General features: G+C 73.7%; 19 protein-coding genes and 3 pseudogenes. 12 read left to right on the top strand and 10 right to left on the bottom strand.

Annotation, left to right across the window (positions count from 1 at the left end; all coding sequences use genetic code 11):
* Positions 1 to 37 precede the first annotated feature (37 nt).
* Positions 38 to 496, top strand: coding sequence for a MarR family winged helix-turn-helix transcriptional regulator (locus tag ACIG5E_RS17450; RefSeq protein WP_396534292.1), 459 nt, complete (start codon positions 38 to 40; stop codon positions 494 to 496).
* A gap of 77 nt (positions 497 to 573) precedes the next feature.
* A pseudogene (locus tag ACIG5E_RS17455) lies at positions 574 to 978 on the top strand (ankyrin repeat domain-containing protein); the annotation flags it as partial.
* A gap of 235 nt (positions 979 to 1,213) precedes the next feature.
* Here the strand turns inward: ACIG5E_RS17455 and ACIG5E_RS17460 are convergent.
* Both ACIG5E_RS17460 and ACIG5E_RS17465 read right to left on the bottom strand, forming a co-directional pair.
* A complete protein-coding gene (locus ACIG5E_RS17460; protein WP_396534293.1) occupies positions 1,214 to 1,939 on the bottom strand; it encodes a maleylpyruvate isomerase family mycothiol-dependent enzyme in 726 nt (241 codons plus the stop codon).
* 11 nt (positions 1,940 to 1,950) lie between these two features.
* Positions 1,951 to 2,481, bottom strand: coding sequence for an SRPBCC family protein (locus ACIG5E_RS17465; RefSeq protein WP_396534294.1), 531 nt, complete (start codon positions 2,479 to 2,481; stop codon positions 1,951 to 1,953).
* Between the two features lie 247 nt (positions 2,482 to 2,728).
* On the opposite strand from ACIG5E_RS17465, the gene ACIG5E_RS17470 reads away from it, so the two are divergent.
* On the top strand, positions 2,729 to 3,658 hold the full coding sequence (locus ACIG5E_RS17470; protein ID WP_396534295.1) for a LysR family transcriptional regulator: 930 nt from the start codon (positions 2,729 to 2,731) through the stop codon (positions 3,656 to 3,658).
* 174 nt (positions 3,659 to 3,832) lie between these two features.
* Here ACIG5E_RS17470 and ACIG5E_RS17475 read toward each other — a convergent pair whose 3' ends face one another.
* Both ACIG5E_RS17475 and ACIG5E_RS17480 read right to left on the bottom strand, forming a co-directional pair.
* The gene (locus tag ACIG5E_RS17475) at positions 3,833 to 4,603 is read right to left on the bottom strand and encodes a GNAT family N-acetyltransferase (protein ID WP_396534296.1); all 771 of its coding nucleotides are present in this window, start codon (positions 4,601 to 4,603) and stop codon (positions 3,833 to 3,835) included.
* Positions 4,604 to 4,646: 43 nt separating this feature from the next.
* A complete protein-coding gene (locus tag ACIG5E_RS17480) occupies positions 4,647 to 5,366 on the bottom strand; it encodes an enoyl-CoA hydratase-related protein (RefSeq protein ID WP_396534297.1) in 720 nt (239 codons plus the stop codon).
* Between the two features lie 26 nt (positions 5,367 to 5,392).
* On the opposite strand from ACIG5E_RS17480, the pseudogene ACIG5E_RS17485 reads away from it, so the two are divergent.
* Positions 5,393 to 6,415, top strand: a pseudogene (locus ACIG5E_RS17485) (PLP-dependent aminotransferase family protein); the annotation flags it as partial.
* A gap of 555 nt (positions 6,416 to 6,970) precedes the next feature.
* On the opposite strand, the gene ACIG5E_RS17490 reads toward ACIG5E_RS17485, so the two are convergent.
* Positions 6,971 to 7,930, bottom strand: coding sequence for a helix-turn-helix transcriptional regulator (locus tag ACIG5E_RS17490; RefSeq protein ID WP_396534298.1), 960 nt, complete (start codon positions 7,928 to 7,930; stop codon positions 6,971 to 6,973).
* Between the two features lie 99 nt (positions 7,931 to 8,029).
* Between ACIG5E_RS17490 and ACIG5E_RS17495 the strand changes: the two genes are divergently transcribed.
* On the top strand, positions 8,030 to 8,590 hold the full coding sequence (locus tag ACIG5E_RS17495) for a DinB family protein (protein ID WP_396534299.1): 561 nt from the start codon (positions 8,030 to 8,032) through the stop codon (positions 8,588 to 8,590).
* Positions 8,591 to 8,656: 66 nt separating this feature from the next.
* Here ACIG5E_RS17495 and ACIG5E_RS17500 read toward each other — a convergent pair whose 3' ends face one another.
* A complete protein-coding gene (locus tag ACIG5E_RS17500) occupies positions 8,657 to 8,872 on the bottom strand; it encodes a heavy-metal-associated domain-containing protein (RefSeq protein ID WP_396534300.1) in 216 nt (71 codons plus the stop codon).
* 359 nt (positions 8,873 to 9,231) lie between these two features.
* Between ACIG5E_RS17500 and ACIG5E_RS17505 the strand changes: the two genes are divergently transcribed.
* From ACIG5E_RS17505 to ACIG5E_RS17515, 3 genes are all read left to right on the top strand, one after another.
* Entirely contained in the window at positions 9,232 to 10,152 is a 921-nt protein-coding gene (locus ACIG5E_RS17505; protein WP_396534301.1) for an LLM class flavin-dependent oxidoreductase, read from the top strand.
* A 158-nt stretch (positions 10,153 to 10,310) separates the two neighbouring features.
* Positions 10,311 to 10,988, top strand: a complete 678-nt coding sequence (locus ACIG5E_RS17510) for a DUF3152 domain-containing protein (protein ID WP_396534302.1) — start codon at positions 10,311 to 10,313, stop codon at positions 10,986 to 10,988.
* Positions 10,989 to 11,137: 149 nt separating this feature from the next.
* Complete coding sequence (locus ACIG5E_RS17515; RefSeq protein WP_396534315.1) at positions 11,138 to 12,058, top strand: glutaminase; 921 nt, start codon at positions 11,138 to 11,140, stop codon at positions 12,056 to 12,058.
* A 61-nt stretch (positions 12,059 to 12,119) separates the two neighbouring features.
* Here ACIG5E_RS17515 and ACIG5E_RS17520 read toward each other — a convergent pair whose 3' ends face one another.
* Entirely contained in the window at positions 12,120 to 12,293 is a 174-nt protein-coding gene (locus ACIG5E_RS17520) for a hypothetical protein (RefSeq protein WP_396534303.1), read from the bottom strand.
* Positions 12,294 to 12,324: 31 nt separating this feature from the next.
* Between ACIG5E_RS17520 and ACIG5E_RS17525 the strand changes: the two genes are divergently transcribed.
* The 3 genes from ACIG5E_RS17525 to ACIG5E_RS17535 all read left to right on the top strand — a co-directional run bounded on the left by ACIG5E_RS17525 (position 12,325) and on the right by ACIG5E_RS17535 (position 17,376).
* Complete coding sequence (locus tag ACIG5E_RS17525) at positions 12,325 to 13,752, top strand: hypothetical protein (protein ID WP_396534304.1); 1,428 nt, start codon at positions 12,325 to 12,327, stop codon at positions 13,750 to 13,752.
* Between the two features lie 172 nt (positions 13,753 to 13,924).
* The gene (locus ACIG5E_RS17530; RefSeq protein ID WP_396534305.1) at positions 13,925 to 15,271 is read left to right on the top strand and encodes a DUF2254 domain-containing protein; all 1,347 of its coding nucleotides are present in this window, start codon (positions 13,925 to 13,927) and stop codon (positions 15,269 to 15,271) included.
* 620 nt (positions 15,272 to 15,891) lie between these two features.
* Positions 15,892 to 17,376 (top strand): serine/threonine-protein kinase, encoded by a 1,485-nt coding sequence (locus ACIG5E_RS17535; RefSeq protein WP_396534306.1) that lies wholly within the window; start codon positions 15,892 to 15,894, stop codon positions 17,374 to 17,376.
* 66 nt (positions 17,377 to 17,442) lie between these two features.
* Here ACIG5E_RS17535 and glmS read toward each other — a convergent pair whose 3' ends face one another.
* Together glmS and ACIG5E_RS17545 are read right to left on the bottom strand one after the other, a co-directional pair.
* Positions 17,443 to 19,269: a glutamine--fructose-6-phosphate transaminase (isomerizing) gene (gene glmS, locus ACIG5E_RS17540; RefSeq protein ID WP_396534307.1), complete on the bottom strand. Its 1,827-nt coding sequence runs from the start codon at positions 19,267 to 19,269 to the stop codon at positions 17,443 to 17,445.
* Positions 19,270 to 19,306: 37 nt separating this feature from the next.
* Positions 19,307 to 19,582 (bottom strand): hypothetical protein, encoded by a 276-nt coding sequence (locus ACIG5E_RS17545; protein ID WP_360237016.1) that lies wholly within the window; start codon positions 19,580 to 19,582, stop codon positions 19,307 to 19,309.
* 194 nt (positions 19,583 to 19,776) lie between these two features.
* Here ACIG5E_RS17545 and asnB point away from each other — a divergent pair, with 194 nt between their 5' ends.
* A complete protein-coding gene (gene asnB / locus ACIG5E_RS17550; RefSeq protein WP_396534308.1) occupies positions 19,777 to 21,627 on the top strand; it encodes an asparagine synthase (glutamine-hydrolyzing) in 1,851 nt (616 codons plus the stop codon).
* A gap of 13 nt (positions 21,628 to 21,640) precedes the next feature.
* On the opposite strand, the pseudogene ACIG5E_RS17555 reads toward asnB, so the two are convergent.
* Positions 21,641 to 22,224: pseudogene (locus tag ACIG5E_RS17555) on the bottom strand (IS200/IS605 family accessory protein TnpB-related protein); the annotation flags it as partial.

The following is a 22,224-nucleotide window of genomic DNA, read 5'->3' on the forward strand; positions in this document are numbered from 1 at the left end:
GCACCGAAGTGATCAACGAGAAGGGGCGGGCCCGGCCGTGGAGTACTCGCACAGTGACGACGAACTGGTCAAACAACCGATCGGCTACTGGAGTTGGGCCGCATACAAGGCCGTCGTCAGCCGCATCCGCGGCGCGCTGGCAGAGCTCGGCACCACGCAGCCGCAGTGGTGGGTGCTCGCCCAGCTCGCCCGTGCCGAGGAGCCGAGGAACCGCGACGACGTCACCGCCGTTCTGCGCGACTACCTCGACACCGGGCAGGACGCCCTGAACACCGAGATCGACGCGACCGTCGAGCGCGGCTGGGTCACCGAGTCCGCCGGGGGCCGACTCGAACTGACCGCCGGGGGCCGGGCGTTCTTCGACCAGGCAGCCGCCCGCCAGGACGAGTTGTGGGCCGAGCGCCACGCGGGCATCTCGGACGAGGAGTACCTGACCACACTGAAGGTCCTGCAGCGGTTCGTCCACAACACGGATGGACGGGCCTGGCACCACTGAACGGCCGCCGCCCGGCCCACCCCGGCTGTCGGGTGGGTCGCGCGGACGCCGTCAGACGGTGGCGGTCGGCGAGGCGGGTGCGTTCACGTGGTGCTCCTCGGGCGCGGGGTCAGGGGTCTGTCCAGCTGGCAAAACGTCCCACCTTTCACTTCAACAGTCTGTTTATCATCTGCGGGTCCCCCGTCACCCCATCCGGAGCCGCCGCGCATGCCCGCCCCGCCGTCCCCTCCGTCCGTGCACCCGAGTCCACCCGTGCGCCCGAGTCCCCCTGTGCACCCGAGTCCACCCGTGCACACGCCCCCGCCGACCGGTCCCTGCTGGACGCCGCCCAGCGCGGCGAACCCGACGCCGTCCGCGCGGCCCTGACGGCGGGCGCGAACGTCGAGGCGCGGGACTCCGAGGGCCGCACCGCCCTGCTGCGGGCCGCCTTCGCCGACCGGGTCGCCGCCGCCCGGCTGCTGGTCGAGGCCGGCGCCGACGTCAACGCCCAGGACCCCCAGCTGAACAGCCCGTGGCTGGTCACCGGCATCACCGGCGGCGTCCCGATGATGCGCGCCCTGCTCCCCGGCGGGCACCTCGCCCGCCGCAACCGCTACGGCGGCGTCTCGGTCATCCCGGCCGCCGAGCGCGGCCACGTCGCCTACGTCCGCGCGGTGCTCAGGACCAGCCTGACGCCCCCAGGACCAGCCCGGCGTCCTCAGGACCAGCCCGGCGTCCTCAGGACCAGCCCGGCACCGGCGGCAACGGCCATCCCGGCAGCAGCGGCAGCGGACCGTCCGCGCGCAGCCCCGCCGCCGGGGCGCGCCCGGCGAACCAGGCGAGCAACTCGTGCCCCGGGCCACTCACCACCGGACCCGCCCCGCCGACCGTCCAGCCCCGGCCGAGGTCCTCCGCCTCGACCCGGGCGAGCGGAACCCCGCGCGCCGCCAGCGCGTCGGCCGTCTCCGCGAGGGCCGTCCGCACGAAGCCGTCCGGCCAACCGGCCGACGTACGACCGGTGTTCAGGTCGACGTGGTGCACCTCCAGCTCCCGCCAGGCCCGCCACAGCAGGTACCAGGCCGGGTGCCGCCAGCCCGCCAGCGCGGGGACCAGCACCGTCCTGCGCTCGACGGGCAGCTCCGCCGCGTCCCGCAGCAGCCCGTCCAGGCTGTCCCGCAGGTCCGCGGCCAGCGCGTCGGCCCCGCGCCCCGCACCCTCGCCCAACCGCCGCTCCAGCTCGGCGGCGTCCGCCCGGGGCCCCGGCGCGGTGCCGGTACGGGCCAGGGCGAGCATCCACCGGTACGCGTCGGCGCTGCGGGCGAGGTGGGTGAGCACATGGCCCCGGCTCCAGCCGGGGAGCAGGGACGGCTCGCGGGCCTGCCGGTCGGTCAGCGCCTCCACGTCCGCGCCGAGGCGCACCGCCGACGCCCGGACCTCGCCGAACAGCTCGTCGAACTCCAGCACGTCCTGAAGTCCTAACTACCCGCCTCGGCGAGCGACTTGACGCCCTCCAGGGTGGCCGTCATGCCGGTCCGCAGTTCCCCCAGCCGGAAGGCGACGATCTTCTCCTCGGCCTCCGGCCGGGCCTCGATGGCCAGCACGACACCGCTGCGGCCCGGGCCGATGACCACCGATTGGCGCAGCTGGGTACCGCCGTCCTCGGGGATCAGGTCGAAGCGCCACCGGGCCAGTGCGCCGGCCACCTCCGACACCGGGTCGCCGAACCGGCCGTCCGCGTCCAGGACGGCCCAGGCGAAGGAGCGGTGCTCGGTCAGCTCCACCACCTCGGAGACCGTCCGCCAGTCGCGCATGGTCGGCCTGCTGTTGTACCCCTCGAAGCGCGCGCCGACGGCGGGGCCGTCCGCGCCGTCCAGCCAGGCGACCCGCTGGAGCTCCGGGCTGAGCCGGGCGGGCAGCTCGATGTCGGCCACCAGCGCCCAGACGCGCTCCACCGGCGCCTGGACGAACACCTCGCACTGCGCACCCGGACCATCGGCGTACCGCATACCGCTCCCCCTCCACTGCCTGACGTACTCGTCCCTACGGGTCGACACCCGCCGTGCCCCCGCCTGTGCGTCCGGAACGCCGCGAAGACAACGGGCGGGTTGCCGCCCTTCTCGCGGGCCCTGCCATCGATGATCGATCCTGCCGAACATCCAAGTCAATCCACCGATTTCCTGGGAAACCCCCAAGCTCGGCCTTGGGTCGGGCCTCTCGACCACCGGCCCGGATCCGGCGGTAGCCTGGGCGCTCGTGACCCTCGACGACCTCCGCGTTTTCGCCGCCGTCTGCCGGGCCGGCTCGCTCAGCGCCGTCGCCCGCGAGCTGGCCTGCAGCCAGTCCGCCGTCAGCCAGCACGTGAAGCGGCTGGAACGCGAGCTGGGGCTCACCCTGATCGAGCGACACCCGCGCGGCGTGGTGCCCACCAACGCCGGACGCCATCTGCAGACCGCCGTGGCCAACGGCCTCGGCGGCATCGACCACGCCCTGCGGACCATCGCCGAACTCGCCCGCGGCGAAGGCGGGTCGGTGCGGATCACCACCGGCGCCACCAGCATCCGGCACTTCATGTCCGCGGCCGTGGTGGACTTCCGCGAGCGGTTCCCGCAGGTCAGCCTGGAGTTCCAGACCGGCGTCTCCAGCCGCAACTGCCTGGAGGCGCTCACCGCCGGCCAGGTCGACCTGGCCTGGATCACCCTCGGCACCCCGGTCCGCGGCATCGAGCAGCGGCCGGTCGCCGACCTGCCCTGGGTCCTCGCCGTGGCGGCCGGTGACCGGCTCGCCACCAGGGCGCGCATCGAACCCGCCGACCTGCAGGACGCCCGGCTCATCGGGCTGCCGCAGAACTCGGTTTCCCGCTCCCAACTCGACGACTGGCTGGGCAAGTCGGGCATCCGACCGGTCTTCGACACCAGCGTCACGGACTGGGACACCGCGATCCTGCTGGCTGAACTCGGCCTCGGCCACGCCGTCGTGCCCGCGCTCCCCGAATGGCAGGGCCCCGGACACCCCGGCCTGCGGCTGGTCCCGCTGCCCGACCTGCCCGGCCTCACCGTCGGCTGGGCCGCCCGCGAATGGGACACCCTCGGCCCGCTCGCCCGCGCCTTCGCGGACACCGTCGCCGCCCACTGCGGGCGTGCGGCACCGCCGTCGGTCAGTCCCGCGCCCGCTGCCACTCCCTGACCGAGGTCACCCCGCCCCACTGCAGCGACGCCACTCGTCTCCGGCGCCGCCCCCGGGCAACGCGTTCGCCCGCACCCGCGCCAGGTCCAGCCGCCGGGAGAGGCCGAACTCGCCCGTCCGGTCCGCCAGTCGGGGCCGATGCTCGATGGGCACTCTCGATGCTCAACGCACCGGTCAGTTCGTGTGGAACGAGTGGCTGCGCCCGATCTCGATGAAGCCCCGGCGCGTGTACCACTCGCGCGGCCAGCCGTCCGCGTCCGCGAGGAGGAAGAGCTGCGGGATCCCGGCGGCCGCCGCCAGCGCCAGACCGCTGCCGAGCAGGGTGTCGCCGTGGCCCGCGCCGCGGTGCCGGGCGGCGGTGACCAGGTCCTCCACCTGGGCCAGCCCGGCGGCCGGTTCGAGGTAGAGGTCGACCCAGGCCGCGACCTCGCCCTCCGCCGTCCGGGCGGCCAGGAAGTGCACCTGCTCCGCGCCGCGCAGCCGGGTCGGCCGGCGGTCGGTGAGCTGCCGGATCAGCTCCTCGCCCTCGTACCACTCCGACTGCTGCCGCAGCACGGCCTCCCGCATGTCGGCGAACTCCGTCGGCAGGGCGGCCGGTTCGGGTAGCTCACAGCCCGCCGTGTCCCGGACCAGGACCACGGCGGTGCCCCGCTCGTACCCGGCCTCGGCCAGCACCGGGGCGGCCCGCTCGCCCCACTGCTCGTCCAGCACGGTGATCGCGTACTGCCGCCGCTGCCCGAGCCAGCGGGCCGCCAGGCCCGGCAGCGCCGCCGGGTCGGTGCCCGGCCCGGTGACGATCAGCTGGTTGTGCTCGTGGGAGAGGACGTAGTCCGCGTTCCGGACCGCGAAGACCCCCGGGAACTCGGGCAGTTCGACGATCTCCCCGGCATGGCGGCGGGCGAAGGAGGCACGGAAGGCGCTCACGCGCTCAAGCAGATCGGACATCCTGCCATGATCGCCCCGGCTTCCTGCTCCGGCCAAGCGAGTTTCAAGCGGAGGTCAACGGGCCCGGGCGCGGTCGAGGAACCGCCGGATCCCGTCCCGTACACCGTCCGTCGGTACGGTGGCGGCGAAGGCGGCCACCTCGACCGCGAGACCCTCGTCGATCGGCAGGTTGATCCCCCCGGGTGGCGGCCCGCAGGCAGGCCGCCACCGCGGTCGGCGCGTAACGGATGATGCGGTCGGCCAAGTCCCTGACCTCATCAAGGAGTTCACTGGCTGGGACAACCGGGTCACTGGTCAGGATCAGCTCCAGCCCGCGCTTGCGGCCCATGTGGCGCGGCAGCCGCTGCTCGCCGCCGAAAGGCGGCGGGAAGCCCAGCGAGATCTCCGGCTCGGCGAAGGTCGCGTGCTCGGCCGCGATCGCCAGCGGCGCCGCCTCGGTGATCTCGCAACCCCCGCCGTACGCGAGCCCGTGGACCGCGACGATGACCGGCTTGGGGAACTCCTCGATCCGCCGGGTCAGGGCGTGCCCGCGCCGGACGAACTCGCGCAGCGCCCGCTCCTGCCCGCCGGCGATGCTGCCCGCCAGGGACGGGATGTCCGCGCCCGCGCTGAACGCCCGCGGCCCGGCGCCTTGGTCCCTACCCGACCGAGGCCAGGAAAGACGATCCAGGACAATCCAGTCATTGTCCTGGATACTCCGGCCTGGATACCTTCCTTCCGGCCGGGATGCATTCCGGCCTGGACACACTCCGGGCACACCCACGCCGGACCACGGAACGGCAGGCCAGCATGCGACCGCCCTCCTACAAGACCATCGTCGACGAGTACGCGGCCGCGATCCGCTCCGGCACCCTCCCGGCCGGCACCCGACGGCCGACCCACCGCGCCCTCGCCCGCGACCGCCGGATCGCCCTCGCCACGGCCACCCGGGTGTACGCCGAACTCGGCGCCGCCGGGCTGGTGGTGGGCGAACAGGGCCGGGGCACCTTCGTCCGGACCCGCTCCGGCTACGACGGCCTCGAACCTTCCCGTGCCCTCCCCGTCCCCCGGGTCGCCGACCTGTCCTTCAACCAGCCACTCGCCCCCGAACAGGGCGCCGAACTACGCCGGGCCCTGCGCGCACTCGCCTCCTCCGGCGATGCCGAGGCCCTGCTGCGCCAGCACCCGCCGGGCGGCCACCGCCACGACCGGGCGGTGGCCGCCCGGTACCTGCTGGACCGCGGGGCCGACACCGCCCCGGAGAACGCCCTGCTCACCAGCGGCGCGCTCAGCTACCCGGGCATCAAACTGCTCGCCGCCGCCCACGGCCCCGACCTCGCCCCCGTCCCGGGCACCCCCGACGGACCGGACCTCGACGCACTCGACCGGCTGTGCCGCACCCGCCCGCTCCGCGCGGTCTACACCATCCCCACCGTCCACAACCCGCTCGGCTGGGTGCTCTCCCCCACCCGGCGCGAAGGCCTCACCACCATCGCCGCCGCACACGACTGCACCCTGATCGAGGACGGCACCTACGCCTTCCTGGAGGCCGCACCACCCCCGCCGCTGCACGCCCTCGCGCCCGACCGCACCTGCTACCTCGCCGGCCTGTCCAAGTACGTCGCCCCCGGCCTGCGGTTCGGCTTCGCCGTCCTCCCCGACCACAACCTGCGCGCCGCCACCACCCACCTGCGCGCGGCCGCCCGGGGCGCCCCCGGCCTGACCACCGCCATCGCCACCGGCTGGCCCGCCGACGGCACCGTCACCCGCCTCGAACAGCAGCGCCGCACCGACACCGCCACCCGCCAACACCTCGCCCGCACCGCCCTGGCCGGACTCCCCGTCACCGCCCACCCCACCTCCTACATCCAGTGGCTCACCCTGGAACCCCACACCAACGCCCCGACCAGGTCGCCGCCCTCCTCGCCGCCGAGGGCATCCTCATCTCCACCACCCCACCACCCCAACGCCCTCCGCCTCGCCCTCGCCACACCCCCACTCCCCGAACTCCCCACCGCCCTCCACCGCCTCCGCCACCCTCGAATCCATCGCCCCCCGAACCGCCCCGCACAGAAAGTCGGCCGATCCGACTTCCCACTCCTCGCCGAACCCCCGCCGCCTCCGCACCACGATCGAATCCATCGCCCCCCGAACCGCACCGCACAGAAAGTCGGCCGAGCCGACTTCCTACTCATCACCGAACTCCTCCACAGCGGTTCCCTCGGCCGACGTGCGGAGCCCCACTGGCCGCATCGAAAGGTCGGCCGGGCCGACGTCGCCGGCACCGCCCCGACAGGCCGGTGGCGGGGGGTGGGGTCATGCGTGGTGGGCGCTGGATGCCGAGGGCGGTCCGCTCCTGCGGCGTGGAAAGTCGGCCGGGCCGACTTCCTACTTCGCCGCTCGGCCGAAACGGGCCGACCACTCGGCGATGAGCTCACGCAGTTCGGGTGGGCGGATGACCCGGAAGTCCGCGCCCAGGGAGCCCAGGGCCATTGCGGGCCAGTCCAAGGAGTCGGCGGTCATCCGCAGGCGGCAGCGGGTGGCGTCGACCTCCTCGATCTCGCCCCAGCGGCCGACGTGGGCGCGGACGCGCTCGGCCGGGGCTTCGACCAGGGCCTCGACGCGGTTCGACCGGGGCGTGGCGTTGAGGCCCGCGCGGACGTACTCGGCGGCGTCGGCGGCGGGGAGGGTGCGCGGGGCGAAGCGGGCGCCGGTCACCTCGGCGGCGGTGAGGCGGTCGAGGCGGAAGGTGCGCCAGTCGCCCCGGTCGAGGTCGTACGCGACCAGGTACCAGCGCCGGTCGAGGCAGACCAGCCGGTGCGGTTCGACGTGCCGTTCGGTGCGGTGCGCGGTGGCGGCGGTGTACGAGAAGCGGAGCCGCTCGCTGTCGCGACAGGCGAGGGCGAGCGCCGTGAGGGCGTCCGGATCGACGCCGGAGCCGGCGGAGGCGCCCCAGTCGACGGGGACGGTGACCGCGCGCAGCGCCTCGACCCGGCGGCGCAGCCGGGCGGGCATCACCTGCACCACCTTGGCCAGCACCCGTACGGAGGCCTCGGCGACGCCCTCGACCGGGCTCTCGGCGGCCGCCTGCAGCCCCACCGCGAGGGCGACCGCCTCCTCGTCGTCGATGACCAGCGGGGGCAGCGCGGCACCCGCCGCCAGTTGGTAGCCGCCGTCGACCCCGCGCTGGGCTTCGACGGGGTAGCCGAGTTCGCGCAGCCGGTCGATGTCGCGGCGCAGGGTGCGGACGGAGACGCCGAGCCGGTCGGCGAGTTCCTCGCCGGGCCAGTAGCGGTGGGTCTGGAGCAGGGAGAGCAGTCGCAGCGTTCGGGTGCTGGTGTTCGCCATGTCCCGATTCTGTCCTGAATTCAGGACAGGAAGTGGCCGCAATGGCCCGTAGCGTTGTTCTTGTCCGAGGGAGCAGGAACCGAACGGAAGGCCAGAGCCATGACCACGACCACCACCAGGACGACCACCAGCCCCGCCACCCCCGCCCCCGTCACGGGCGAGCGCGCCGACCTCCTGGTGGCGCTGGAGAAGCAGCGGCACTTCCTGCGCTTCACCACCCGTGACCTCACCGACGAGCAGGCCGGCCGGCGGACCACCGCGAGCGAGCTGTGCCTGGGCGGTCTGGTCAAGCACGTGACCTCGGTCGAGCGGCTGTGGGCGAACTTCATCGTGGAGGGCCCGTCCGCGATGCCCGACTTCTCCGCCTGGACCGAGGCCGACTTCGCCCGCCGGGCCGACGAGTTCCGCCTGCTGCCCGACGAGACGCTGGCCGGTGTGCTTGCCGAGTACGCCGAGGTCGCCCGCCGCACCGACGAGCTGGTGGCCACGCTGCCCGACCTGAACGCGACCCAGCCGCTGCCGAAGGCCCCCTGGTTCGAGGCGGACGCCGAGTGGTCGGCCCGCCGGGTGCTGCTGCACGTCGTCGCCGAGACGGCCCAGCACGCGGGCCACGCGGACATCATCCGCGAGTCCCTGGACGGCGCGAAGAGCATGGGCTGAGCCGAGCGGGGCCTGCCTGCCGCACTCGGCGCCGGGCAGGCCGCAGGCCTCCACTGCCACCGGGGTTCAGACCTCGCCGACGAGGGTGAACCCGGCCCCGTCCACCGCGCTGCGCACCGCCGCCGCCTCCAGCGGCCGGGCGGAGGCCACGGTGACCCGGCCGCTCGGCGCGTCCGCGACGACGTCGGTGACGCCGGGGATGGCGGAGAGCCCCGCGCTGACGGTCCGCTCGCAGTGGCCGCAGCTCATGCCGTCGACGGTGAGGACGGTGGTGATGGACATGGCGGTGCCTCCAATGGCGTGTCAGGGATGGTCGGAGGGCCGGGGTGATCGGCGGGCCGACCCGCACCACCCCAGCGGATTCCGGCCGCCGCGCCCAGGGACACGCCGCCGGGATGGCACCATCGAGTGGTTCCGGGAACCAGGCGGGCTCCGCGCCCGACGGGGGCCGTCCAGGGGTGCCGGCGCACCGCGTTGATCGCCCGCCGATCGTCTGTTGATCCCGCTCCGCCACAGTGGCCCGAGGACGCGCGCGCTCCGCCCAAGGAAGCACTCCGCCCAGCGACCCTGCCCCTGCCCCTGCCCCTGCCCCTGCCCCCGACCTCGCCCCCGACCTCGACCACGGAACAGGCGGACACCCCATGCCCCTCGGACTCGCCCTGCCCCAGTACGGCCGCTTCGCCGACCCCGCCCTGACCGCCCGGATCGCCGCCGAGGCCGAGGCGATCGGCTACGACCGCCTCTGGACGGGCGACCGCCTCCTGGTGGCCGACGACCCGCTGAGCCCGTACCCCGGCGCGGGCGGCTCGGCCCCGGAGAGCCACAAGACCTTCCTCGACCCGCTCACCCTGCTGGCCGTCGCCGCCGGCGCGACCGGCCGGGCGCGGCTGGGCACCAGCACGCTCAACGCGCTCTGGCAGCCCCCGGCGCTGCTCGCCCGCACCCTGACCACCATCGACCTCCTCAGCGGCGGCCGTCTCGACGTCGGCATCGGGCTCGGCTGGTCCGAGGACGAGTACCGGGCGGTCGGCGTCCCCTGGCGGGGCAGGGCGGCCCGGCTGGAGGAGACCCTGGACGTCCTGGAGGCGTTCTGGGCGGGCGGGCCGGACGTCCGGCACACCGGTGCGCTGTGGACCGTCCCGCCGTCGACCGTGCTGGCCCGTCCGGCCCAGCGGCCGCGCCCGCCCGTCCTGCTCGGCGGGTTCAGCCCGGCCGCGCTGGAACGGGTCGGGCGCCGCGCCGACGGCTGGCTGGGCGTCGGGCTGCCGCTGCCCGCCCTGCGCGGGGTCCGGGAGCTCGTCCACGGCTCCGCCCGCGCCGCCGGCCGCGACCCGGAGGCGCTGCGCCTGGTGGTGCGGGTGAACCCGGTGATCACCGCCACGCCGGCGCCCGCCGAACAGGTCCCGCAGCGCGGAACGGTCGAGCAGCTCACCGACTACCTGGCCACCACCGTACGGGAGTTGGGCGCCGAACCGCTGATCGACCTGCACCACGCCGCCGCGGACCCAGCGGAATTCCTCGCCCTGGCCCGGGAGTTCCGCACCGCACTGGCGACCGCCTGACCTCCCCTGAGCAACGGCCCCCTGAGCAACGGCCCCCAGAGCGACAACCCCAGGAGCGACAACCCCCGGAGCGACAGCCAGCTGAACCTCCCCCGCCCACCTGCCCGTTCCTGCTGATGGACCCCTTTCGCCCACCACCCAGGAGCTGTTCTGCCACCATGAAGCGCTGGAAGCCCTGGCACGGAGCCCTCGCCCTGGCGCTGGTCGCGACGGTGACCGCCGGCCTGCTGTGGTGGCAGCCCTGGCGGGACGGGTCGGCGCCGCTGGCCTTCACCACCGCGCCCGGCGGCTCCGCCCGCTTCGGCACCGGGGAGCACCTGTACCGCTACAAGGTGCGGGTGGAGGACGGCATCCAGGAGAGCCCCCAGCAGTTCGCCGCCGAGGTGGACGCGGTCCTCGGCGACACCCGGCGCGGCTGGGCGGCCGGGAACACCGCGTCCTTCCAGCGGATGCCCGCCGACCCCGTGGACTTCACGGTGTACCTGGCGACCCCCGCGTCCACCGACCGGATCTGCGGCCAGTACGGGCTGGACACCGGCGGCCAGGTCAACTGCGGCGTCCAGCACCAGGTGGTGATCAATCTCAAGCGCTGGACGGAGCTGTCCGAGTTCTACCAGGGCCGGCCCGAGCTGTACCACGCGCTCGCGCTCAACCACGAGGTCGGCCACATCCTGGGCAACGGCCACGTCGACTGCCCGGGCCCGGGCGCCCCGGCGCCGGTGATGATGCAGCAGATCAAGGGCCTGCACGGCTGCGTCCCCAACGGCTGGCCCTACTCGGACACCGGCACCCTGCTCACCGGCCCGCCCGTCCAGGCGCCGAGCAACGCGCCGTAGGGCGTATCAATGCCCGGCGGGCGCGAGCACTCCCCCGAGCACGGATAATCACTGGTCGGCCCGGGTGTCGCCGCACGGCGGCCCCCGGTCCCGATCGTGTCCGTACCCGTCCGTGCGTGGAGTGAAGAATCTTGAACGATGTGGAGAACCTGGACTACCCGGTCCTGCTGGAGGCGGCCGAGGCGGCCGCCCGGGCGACCACGGGCCGGGGCCGCGTCGCCGACTACATCCCGGCCCTCGCCGAGGCCGATCCGGAGGCCTTCGGCATGGCCGTGGCCACCGTCGACGGCGAGCTGTACGGCGTCGGGGACTGGGAGCAGCCGTTCTCCATCCAGAGCGTCTCCAAGCTGTTCTCGCTCGCCCTCGCCCTCGCGTACAGCAGCGACGGCGGCGAGGCGCTCTGGCGGGGCGTCGGCCGCGAGCCCTCCGGGAACCCCTTCAACTCGCTGGTCCAGCTGGAGACCGAGCACGGCATCCCGCGCAACCCGTTCATCAACGCGGGCGCCCTGGTGGTCACCGACCGCCTGCACTCGCTGACCGGTGACGCCTCCGGCGCGGTACGGGAGTTCCTGCGCCGCGAGTCCGGCAACCCGCTGCTCGACACCGACCCGGTGGTGGCGGCCTCCGAGGCCGAGCACGGCCACCGCAACGCCGCGCTCGCCCACTTCATCGCCAGCCACGGCAACCTGGAGAACCCGGTCGACACCGTGCTGGAGCACTACTACGCCCACTGCGCGGTGGCCGCCAGCTGCCGCGACCTCGTCCTGGCCGGCGCGTTCCTGGCCCGCTACGGCGTCCGCACCGACGGCACCCGTCTGATGACCCGCAGCGAGGCCAAGCGGATCAACGCCGTCCTGCTGACCTGCGGCACCTACGACGCCGCCGGCGAGTTCGCCTTCCGGGTCGGCCTGCCCGGCAAGAGCGGCGTCGGCGGCGGCATCCTCGCGATACTCCCGGGCCGCGCCGCCGTCTGCGCCTGGGGCCCCCGCCTCGACCAGGCCGGCAACTCGGTCGCCGCCGTCACGGCCCTGGACACCCTCACCACCCTCTCGGGCTGCTCGGTGTTCTGACCGGACCGCAGGCGCCCCGGCACGGTCCCACGGGCCGGACGGACGGTTGTGCAACAAACTGTCAGTAGCCCATGCTGGCCGCATGCATCGCCACGCGCACCTGAGCCGTCGACTCGACGTCGACCTCGGGCACGCGTGCTCGGCGATCTGTCACCGCGCGCTCTGACGCGGTGATCAGCCCGGCGCCCCCGGCGCCGTCGGGAACCCCCAACCGGGCGATCACGTGCACCGCCACGCCGTCCACTCCTCCTCCCGATGGGGCTCCCATGCGCATCGCGCTGCCCGCACTCCTGACCGCCGCCCTGCTGGCCCTCGCGGTCCCCGCCCACGCCGACAGCCCGTTCGGGCCGCTGCCGCCGCACAACCCGTACGCGGGGCCCGACGGCACCGCCACCATGCACGGCGACACCGGCTCCTCCGACGCCACCCCGCTGCCCGGCCCGAAGCCCGGCCCGCTCGACACCGAGCGGGTGGCCCTGCAGTCCGCCTGCCCGACCGTGCTGGTCGGCTCCGACGGACGCCCGGTCGCACTCTGCACCACGATCTTCGGCCTCGTCCCGACGGTCCACCTGCTCGACCCGGCCGACGGCGGCTCCGTCGCCGAACTCCCCATCGCCAAGGGATCGTTGCTCGGCGGCGTGTACGCCTACCTGGACCAGGACGACCGCCTGACCGTGGTGGACGGCAACCGCGACCTGCTGCGGATCGGCCACCACCGCACCGCCACCGGGGCCTGGGCGCTTACCGTGGACAGCCGGCTGTCGCTGGCCGGCGCCGTGCCCGACGGCGACGCCGTGACCGGCCTGTCTCCGGACTGGCAGGGCCGGGTCTGGTTCGCCACCGGCGGCGGGGTGGTCGGCACCGCCGACGACCGCACTGGCACCGTCCGCACCCTCGCCCTCCCGGCCGGGGAGAAGGTCGCCAACTCCATCTCCACCGCACCGGCCGGCACCCTCGTCGCCACCACCCACGCCACCTACCTGCTGACCGCCGACGCCGACGGCACCCCGCGCGTCGCCTGGCGCCGGCCGTACGACCGCGGGCCGGGCCGCAAGCCCGGACAGCTCAGCTGGGGCACCGGCTCCACCCCGACCTTCTTCGGCCCGCGCACCGGCACCGACTACGTCACCGTCGTCGACAACGCCGCGCCGACCGTGCACCTGCTGGTCTACCGGACCGCCGACGGCTCGCCGGTCTGCTCCGTCCCCGTCCTCAAGGCGGGCGGCAGCGGCAGCGAGAACTCCCCGATCGGGGCGGGCGACGCCGTCTTCGTCGCCAGCACCTACGGTTACCCGTACCCCAAGCTGCCCGCCGACGCCGGCCCGAGCGTGCCCGCCTCCGGCCGCTTCTCCGGTGGCCTCAGCCGGGTCGACGTCCGGCCCGACGGCTCCGGCTGCGACCTCGCCTGGGACACCACCGTGCGCTCCGCCGCCGTGCCGAGGCTCTCCACCGGCGACGGCCTGATCCACACCGTGCTGCGCCGGCCCGTCATCCCGGGCACCGACGCCACCTCGATCCTGGACCCCTACGACTACGCCGAGATCGACCCCCGCACCGGAGCCGTCACCCGCACCCACCGCCTCGGCGCGGGCTTCCTCTTCGACACCCTCCAGATGGTCGGCTCCATCGCCCCCGGTGGCGTGGTCTACCAGGGCACCACCACCGGCATCCTGCGGATCAGCAGCGCCGGATAGCCCCCGGCCCGTCACCACGCCCCGGGCGAGCCGGTCACGGTGCCGTCGATGTCCTCCTCGACCGACCTCGTCCCTCACCCCTACGGCTCCCCCGCGCCGGGGCGCAGCCGGGAGCCTAGGGTGAGTCCGAGGGGGGGTTCCACCAGGTCGGCGGCGTTCGGAGGTGGGCGAGGTGATCCGCGGTGTCCACCTGGAGGCGCAGTGGCGGCGCGAGGCGCTGCGGACCAACCTGTGGGTGGTGCCGGTCCTGGAGGTCGTCTTCGCCGGGGCGCTGTTCGTGGTCACGGTGTCGCTGGACCGGGGGGCCTACGACGGCACCCTGGTCCTGCCGTCCTGGGTGATCAGCGGGACGGCGGACTCGGCGCGGCAGATCCTGGCGGCGATCGCGGCGGCGCTGATCACCGTGGTGGGCGTGGTGTTCTCGATCATGATCGTGACGCTCACCCTGGCCTCCACCCAGTTCGGGCCGCGCATGCTGCGCACGTTCATCCGGGACCGGACCACCCAGATGACCCTGGGCACCTTCGTCGGGACGTTCGTCTACGCGATCCTCGCGCTGGTCGTCATCGGCCCGGGTTCGAAGGGCGACTTCGTGCCCCACCTGTCGATCACTGTCTGCATGGTCCTGGTGATGCTCGACCTCGCCGTACTGATCTTCTTCATCCACCACATCGCCACGTCCATCCAGCTGCCCCGGGTGATCGCGAGCATCGCGGCGGAGCTGTCGGAGGCGATCGAGGCGGGCGCGGGCGGGGCGGACCGGCCGGACGGGAACGGGGCGGGGCCGCCGGCCGCGGAGCTGAACGCCTGGCTGGACGCCTCGGGGGCGACGGTGCCGGCGCCCGCCAGCGGCTACCTCCAGTTCGTCCGGCACCGCACGCTCGTCAGGATGGCGACGGAACTCGACGCCGTGATCCGACTGGACCACCGACCGGGCCACTTCCTCGTCCAGGGGCACCAGTTGGCCACCGTCTGGCCGCCCGGGACCGCACCGGAGGTGGCCCGCAGCTTCGCCCGCGCCCACGTGGTCGGCTCGACCCGCACCCTCGCCCAGGACATCGCCTTCGCCGTCGACCAGCTGGTGGAGATCGCCATCCGGGCCCTGTCCACCGCGGTCAACGACACCTTCACCGCCCTGACCTGCATCGACTGGCTGGGCGAGGGCCTGTGCCGGATCGCCGCCCGATGGAACCCGAACCCCGTCCACCGCGACGAGTTCGGCCGCATCCGGGTGATGACCGCCCCCGTCAGCTACGAGCGCCTGGTCCAGCGCTCGTTCGAGAAGATCCGCCAGGCGGCCCACGGCATGCCCGCCATCCTGATCCGCCAGCTCGACGCGCTGGCCGAGATCATGGCGGAGACCCGCACCGAACAGCAGCGCCTGGTCCTGCTCGAACAGGCGGAGATGATCGAGCGCGTGAACCGGGAGACCGTCCCGGAGGCCGCCGACCGGGAGGACGTCCGGCGGCGCTACCTCGCGGTCCTGGCGGCGTACGCCCGGTCGGGTGGAACCGGCTGACGCCGGGCGGTCCGGGGAACGGGAATCGAAGCGCGGGACTCGGTAGCGATACGTGGATATGGCATGTACGCTGCGTATCGCTGGTTGAACACCCTGCGGGCCTGGTCGCCACTCCGTGGGGGGAGTCACGCCCAGGCCCGATCGCCGGCCCCGGGCCCGGTTGTGCTTCGTGGGGGAGCGTCAGCCGGGCCCTTCGGTGGGTCTACGTCGTTATGCCCAACCGGACGCTGTTTCAGTCATGACAACCCGCCCGGCATCGCGAAGCCGCGTCGCCCCGCCCCGCCCCGCCCGGCGTCCGCAGCACTCCCATCCTCGGACCCCCACCCTCCGACACCCGGCCGGTCACCCGCCTCACCCGCGCGGGCTGCCTGCCCGCCGAGGAGACCGGCGCCGCGGTCATCGCCAGTTGGGCCACCGTTCACGGCATGGCCACGATCCTGCTCAACCTCCAACCGGACCGCTCGCCCGCGGAGCGCGAGGAAGCCATCGACGCGGGCCTGCACTACCTGCTGCGGGGGCTCACCCGACAGGGCTGACCTGACCCGGGGTCAACCGCGGCCGCTCGTCCGGCTCTGCCAGACTGTGGCGGACTTGCACGCGGCGGAACGGGGGGCGGAAGGGTGACGGACAGCGGGGACGGCGTCGACGGGGGCACGTCCGTGACCTCGGCGGGGCGGCTGGTCGGCGGCCGGTACCGGCTGGCGCGGCGGCTCGGCGCCGGCGGGTTCGGCAGCGTCTGGCAGGCCCACGACGAGGTGCTCGGCGTGGACGTGGCCGTCAAGGAGGTCCGGCTCCCGCCCGCCGCTTCGCCCGAGGAGCACGCCGAACGGCTGCTGCGCGCCCAGCGGGAGGCCCGGCACGCGGCCCGGCTGCGCGATCACCCGAACGTCGTCGGCGTCCATGACGTCGTGGTCGACGGCGGCGTCCCGTGGACGGTGATGCAGCTGATCGTCGGCCGTTCCCTGGAGGACCGGATCGCCCGGGAGGGCCCGCTCCCGACCGCCGACACGGTGACGGTCACCGAGGCCGTCCTCGCCGCGCTCGGCGCCGCGCACCAGGCGGGGATCGTGCACCGCGACGTGAAGCCGGCGAACATCATGCTGGCCGACGACGGCGGGGTGCTGCTCGCCGACTTCGGGATCGCCGTGCAGCAGGACCAGACCGCGCTCACCGCCTCGGGCGCCTTCATCGGCTCGGTCGACTACCTCGCCCCCGAGCGCGCCCACGGCAGCGCGGCCGCCCCGGCCGGCGACCTCTTCTCGCTCGGCGCCACGCTCTACCAGGCCGTCGAGGGCCGGCCGCCGTTCCGCCGCGACACCCCGGTGGCGACGCTCACCGCGGTGCTGTTCGAACAGCCACCGCCGATGGCCATGGCCGGCCCGCTGGCCCCGCTGATCGACGGCCTGCTGGAGAAGGACCCGAAGGCCCGCCTCACCGGCGACCAGGCGGCCGCCCTGCTCGCCGGGCAGCGGCCCCGGCAACCGCGGCAGCCGCTGTTGCCGGCCCAGCCCTCGTACCCGCCGACCGCGCTCGCCACCCAGCCGGTCGCCCCGCCGACCCACCCGGTCCAGCCGGGACGGCCCGCACCGACCGATCGGCGGGGGCGCCTGGTGGCGTCCGTCCTGGTGCCGGCCGGGCTGCTCGCCGTCTACGGCGTCTCGATGCTGCTGACCGGCGGCACCGTCAGCGCCAGGCTCGGCGACACCACGGGCAGGGTGCTCGAACGGTCCTACCCGCTCCACACCGCGCTCGGGCTCGACGGGTTCCCCGACACCGAGCAGGGCACCCTCTTCATGCCCTGGCCGTGGCTCGTGCCCGCCCTGCTCGCCCTCGTCTGCGCGGTCGTCCTGCCGCATCGCCCGTACCCGGCCCTCCGACGCTTCGGCTACCTCTGCGCCCTGCCACTCCCGGTCGTCCTCGCCCTCGTGGACTTCACCACGCGCCCCCAGGACGTGGACATCTTCCACAGCCTGCCGCCCGCGGTGCTGGCGAGCCTCTCGCTGTCCTTCGGGGCCGGCTGGTGGCTGCTGCACGCCGCCGCCGTCCTGACCCCGGCCGCCCTGATCGGGCAGCACGTCCGGACGGCGCGCGCGAACCGGGCCTGACCGCCCGAACCCCGGGCCCCGGTCGTCCGGACAGCGACCGGGGCCCGGGGGTTCGACAGGTGACGGCTACTCCACCGTCACGCTCTTCGCCAGGTTCCGCGGCTTGTCCACGTCCCGGCCGAGCGCGACCGCCGCGTGGTAGGCCAGCAGCTGGAGCGGGATGTTGAGGAGCAGCGGGTCCAGCTCGGGCTCGCTCTTGGGCACCAGGATGCAGTGGTCCACGAGCTTGTCCTCGGGCCGGCGGTGGGCGACGGCGATGACGCGGCCGGAGCGGGCCTTGATCTCGCCGAGGGTGGTGAGGTTCTTGTCGAGCAGCTCGTCGTCCGGAACCAGTGCCACGGTGGGCAGTTCGGGGCTGATCAGGGCCAGCGGGCCGTGCTTCAGCTCGCTCGCCGGGTAGGCCTCGGCGTGGATGTAGGAGATCTCCTTGAGCTTCTGCGCGCCCTCCCGGGCCACCGGGTAGCCGCGGACCCGGCCGATGAACATCATTCCGGTCGAGTCGGCGTACTCGGCGGCCAGTTTGGCGATCGCCTCGCTCTGGTCGAGCACCTCGCGGATCTGGTCGGGCAGTGCCTGGAGGGCGGCGACGATCCGGCGGCCGTCGGCGGGCGAGAGGTCGTGGATGCGGCCGAAGTGCAGGGCGAGCAGGGCGAAGGCGACCACGGTGGAGGTGAACGCCTTGGTGGAGGCGACGGAGACCTCGGGCCCGGCGTGCAGGTAGATGCCGCCGTCGCACTCGCGGGCGATCGCGCTGCCCACGGTGTTGACGACGCCGAGCACCCGGCCGCCCTTGCGCTTGATCTCCTGGACGGCGGCGAGCGTGTCGTAGGTCTCGCCGGACTGGCTGACCGCGACGTACAGGGTGTCGGCCTCGATCACCGGGTTGCGGTAGCGGAACTCCGAGGCGGGCTCGCTGTGCGCGGGGATCCGGGCCAGCTCCTCGATCAGCTGGGCGCCCATCTCGCCCGCGTAGTAGGCGGATCCGCAGCCGAGGATCTTCACCCGGCGGATCTCGCGCAGCTCCCGGGCGTCCAGGTTGAGGCCGCCGAGGTGGGCGGTGCTGAAGCGCTCGTCGAGCCGGCCGCTCAGGGTGCGCTCGACCGAGCCGGGCTGCTCGTGGATCTCCTTGAGCAGGTAGTGCTCGTAGCCGCCGGTGTCGAAGGAGTCGATCTCCCAGTCGACGGTGGACGGCTGGCGGTGGGTGGTGCGGGCGTCGGCGGTGAAGGTGCGGAAGCCGTCGGCGCGGACGGTGGCGAGCTCGCCGTCCTCCAGGTGCACGACCTGGCGGGTGTAGCGGACCAGGGCGGAGACGTCGGAGGCCGCGAACATCTCCTTCTCGCCGATGCCGAGGACGATCGGGCTGCCGTTGCGGGCGACCACGATCCGATCCGGCTGCTCGGAGTCCAGCACGGCGATGCCGTAGGTGCCGACGACCCGGCCGAGCGCGGCGCGGACGGCGTCCTCCAGCTCGACGCCCTCAGCGGCGTGCGCGGCGATCAGGTGGGAGAGCACCTCGGTGTCGGTCTCGGAGCGGAACACCGCGCCGTCGGCGGTCAGCTTGACGCGCAGTTCGTCGGCGTTCTCGATGATGCCGTTGTGGACGACGGCGATCCGCTCGGCGTTGTCCAGGTGCGGGTGGGCGTTGGCGTCGCTGGGGACGCCATGGGTGGCCCAGCGGGTGTGGCCGATGCCGGTGCCGCCCTTGAAGCGGGCCGGTACGGCGGCGGCGAGGTCGGCGACCCGGCCCTTGACCTTGCGGAGCTTGAGCCCGCCGGTGCGCCCGGCGACGGCGACGCCGGCCGAGTCGTAGCCGCGGTACTCGAGCCGGGCCAGTCCCTCCAGCAGGAAGGGGGTCGCGTCCTTGGGGCCGATGTAGGCCACGATTCCGCACATGCGTGGACTCCTCCAGAAATAGGGAATGGACCGGGGCTCAGCCGTAGACGATCCGGCGCAGCTGCCGGGCCGAGAGTTCCGGCGCCGCGACGCGGCGGGCGGGCAGCTCCTCGGCGAGCCGGGCGAAGATCCGTTCGTTGGTGAGGCCTCGTGCCTGCAGCTCGCCGTGGCGGCGACGGACGTACTCCTCGGTGGTCTCGGAGAAGTACGCCAGCACCTCCGCCACGACCCGCGCCGCTTCCCGGGGCCCGAGCGGGCTGGTCCGGGAGAGGTGGGCGAGGAGGTCTTCGTGAGGGTGGGGTGAGCTCGGCACGAGTGAGAACTCTAGGTCGCGATTCTCGCCGAAGCCAAAGATCTTGCCCGAAATCGGGCAGGCTTTACGAGTTTCGGCGCAGGTAACCGATCGACCCCCCTTCCGCCACCTTCCCGACAGACTCTTGATGCCTCGCCGATTCCGCCCTTAGCGTGATCTCCGGCACACCTAGCCGAAGACCGGAGGGCTTGCTGATGTGCGGGATCACCGGATGGGTCGCCTACGATCGCGACCTGACCTCCGAACGGGACGTCCTCGACGCGATGACGGCCACCCAGATCTGCCGCGGCCCCGACGCCGGGGGCGTCCACCTGGAGCCGCACGCCGCGCTCGGCCACCGCCGCCTCGCGGTGATCGACATCGAGGGCGGCGTCCAGCCGATGGCCGTCGAGCACGACGGCCGCCCGTCGGCCGTGCTCAGCTACAGCGGCGAGGTCTACAACCACCGCGAGCTGCGCGCGGAACTGGAGGCGGCCGGGCACCGCTTCCGCACCCGCAGCGACACCGAGGTCGTGCTGCACGCCTACCTGGAGTGGGGCGAGGGCCTGGCCGCGCGGCTGAACGGCATGTTCGCCTTCGCGATCTGGGACTCCCGGCGCGAGGAACTGCTGCTGGTCCGCGACCGGATGGGCGTCAAGCCGCTGTACTACCACCCGACCCCCGACGGCGTGGTGTTCGGCTCCGAGATGAAGGCGGTCCTGGCCCACCCCTCGGTCCGCGCCGTGGTCGACCTGGACGGGCTGCGCGAACTGCTCGCCCACACCCGCACCCCCGGCCTCACCCCGTACCGGGACATCCTGGAGGTCCGGCCCGGGCACGTGGTGCGGGTGCGCCGCGGCGGCGTCTCGGCGCACCGCTACTGGGCCCTGGAGGCACGCGAGCACACCGACAGCCTGGAGGCGACGATCGCCACCGTCCGGGCCCTGCTGGACGACATCGTCCACCGCCAGCTGGACGCGGACGTGCCGCTCTGCTCGCTGCTCTCCGGCGGCCTGGACTCCAGCGCCGTCACCGCCCTGGCCGCCAGGACGCTGGCCGCCGCCGGCGCCGGCCCGGTGCGCTCCTTCGCGGTGGACTTCGCGGGGCAACCGCAGAACTTCCACGCCGACCCGGTCCGGCAGTCCCAGGACGGCCCGTACGCCCGGCTGCTCGCCGACCACGTCGGCGCCGACCACAGCGTGATCGAGCTGGACGCCGCCGAGCTCGCCGACCCGGCCCTGCGCTCCGCGACGGTTCGCGCCCGCGACCTGCCGAACGGCGTCGGCGACATGGACGTCTCGCTGCTGCTGCTCTTCCGGGACGTGCGCCGCCACTCCACCGTCGCGCTGTCCGGCGAGTCCGCGGACGAACTCTTCGGCGGCTACCGCTGGTTCCACGACCCGACGGCCGTCGCCACCGACGACTTCCCCTGGGCCGCCAGCGTCGCCGCCATCGCCGGCGCCGGCTCCGCCCCGCGCGAGCAGCTGCTCGACGCCGACCTGCTCCGCAAGCTCGACCTGGAGGGCTACCGCCGGGCCCGGTACCGCCAGGCACTCGCCGAGGTCCCGCACCTGGACTCCGCCGACCCGCTGGAGCGTCGGATGCGCGAGATCTCGTACCTCAACCTGACCCGCTTCGTCTGCATCCTGCTCGACCGCAAGGACCGGATGAGCATGGCCAACGGCCTGGAGGTGCGGGTGCCGTTCTGCGACCACCGGCTGGTCCAGTACGTCTTCAACACGCCGTGGGCGATGAAGGCCTTCGACGGCCGGGAGAAGAGCCTGCTGCGCGCCGCCGTCCGGGACGTGCTGCCGGCCGAGATCGCCGATCGGGTGAAGAGCCCGTACCCGGTGTCGATGGACCCGCTCTACCCGGCGCAGCTGCGCGCCGAACTCGCCCGGCTCGCCGCCGAACGGAAGTCCCCGGCCCTCGACCTGCTCGACCGGCGGCGCCTCACCGACGCGCTCGCCCCGGACACCGACCCCCAGTCCGTGCGGCTGGCCGTCGACCTCGCGCTGGACCTCGACGCCTGGCTGACGGACTACCCGGTGACGCTGGAACTCTGACGCCCCACCGTTCCTAAACAGTGTCCAGGAGCGACATTTGCTGCCAGCTCCCGGAACTGCGCGCATCCCGAACGGTGTTGGATGCGCTGGGTTCCCGCGTTCGCTGTTCCCCGATCCGGCTACGTGCATCGTGTGCACGCTCCGTGACGAGTGGGCGGGTTCCCTCACGCCCTCGATCACCCGGTCCGGCCTGGGCGGTCCGATGCCCACGACGATCACTCTGGTCGTCGTGGGGCGGTGCCGTCCGTCGCCGGATCGGGTGCCCGAGGGCGCGTCGCCCGATCGCGACGCTCGCTGCGTCGTGTCGGGACATCTTTCGCTTGTCGCCGGTCAGGGGCTTGCGCCAGTGCTGATCGCCCCACATCGACGTGTACGCCGGGTCGACGGCGACGATCGACAGGCCGTGCTCGGCCGCCATGGAGACGAGCCGGGCCTTGAGCTTGCCGGTGGGGATGCCGGAAATGAGCTGACGGAACCGCTTCTTACGGCCGTGCTTCTCGCGGGTCTTCTCGGCGGTGAAGTCCAGGTTCTCGATACCGATGGCCTTGACGCCGCACCGGCCTGCCCAGTGCAGCAGTTGGCTGATGGCGTGCCGGA

The sequence above is a fragment of the Kitasatospora sp. NPDC053057 genome (assembly GCF_044546945.1).
Lineage (GTDB): Bacteria > Actinomycetota > Actinomycetes > Streptomycetales > Streptomycetaceae > Kitasatospora.

Coding starts and splice junctions, on each gene's coding strand:
- ACIG5E_RS17465 (WP_396534294.1), bottom strand. CDS start 2,481: ATGCGGTACGCCGATGGTCCGGGTGCGCAGTGCGAGGTGTTCGTCCAG.
- ACIG5E_RS17475 (WP_396534296.1), bottom strand. CDS start 4,603: ATGTCCGATCTGCTTGAGCGCGTGAGCGCCTTCCGTGCCTCCTTCGCC.
- ACIG5E_RS17490 (WP_396534298.1), bottom strand. CDS start 7,930: ATGGCGAACACCAGCACCCGAACGCTGCGACTGCTCTCCCTGCTCCAG.
- ACIG5E_RS17495 (WP_396534299.1), top strand. CDS start 8,030: ATGACCACGACCACCACCAGGACGACCACCAGCCCCGCCACCCCCGCC.
- ACIG5E_RS17500 (WP_396534300.1), bottom strand. CDS start 8,872: ATGTCCATCACCACCGTCCTCACCGTCGACGGCATGAGCTGCGGCCAC.
- ACIG5E_RS17505 (WP_396534301.1), top strand. CDS start 9,232: ATGCCCCTCGGACTCGCCCTGCCCCAGTACGGCCGCTTCGCCGACCCC.
- ACIG5E_RS17510 (WP_396534302.1), top strand. CDS start 10,311: ATGAAGCGCTGGAAGCCCTGGCACGGAGCCCTCGCCCTGGCGCTGGTC.
- ACIG5E_RS17525 (WP_396534304.1), top strand. CDS start 12,325: ATGCGCATCGCGCTGCCCGCACTCCTGACCGCCGCCCTGCTGGCCCTC.
- glmS (WP_396534307.1), bottom strand. CDS start 19,269: ATGTGCGGAATCGTGGCCTACATCGGCCCCAAGGACGCGACCCCCTTC.
- asnB (WP_396534308.1), top strand. CDS start 19,777: ATGTGCGGGATCACCGGATGGGTCGCCTACGATCGCGACCTGACCTCC.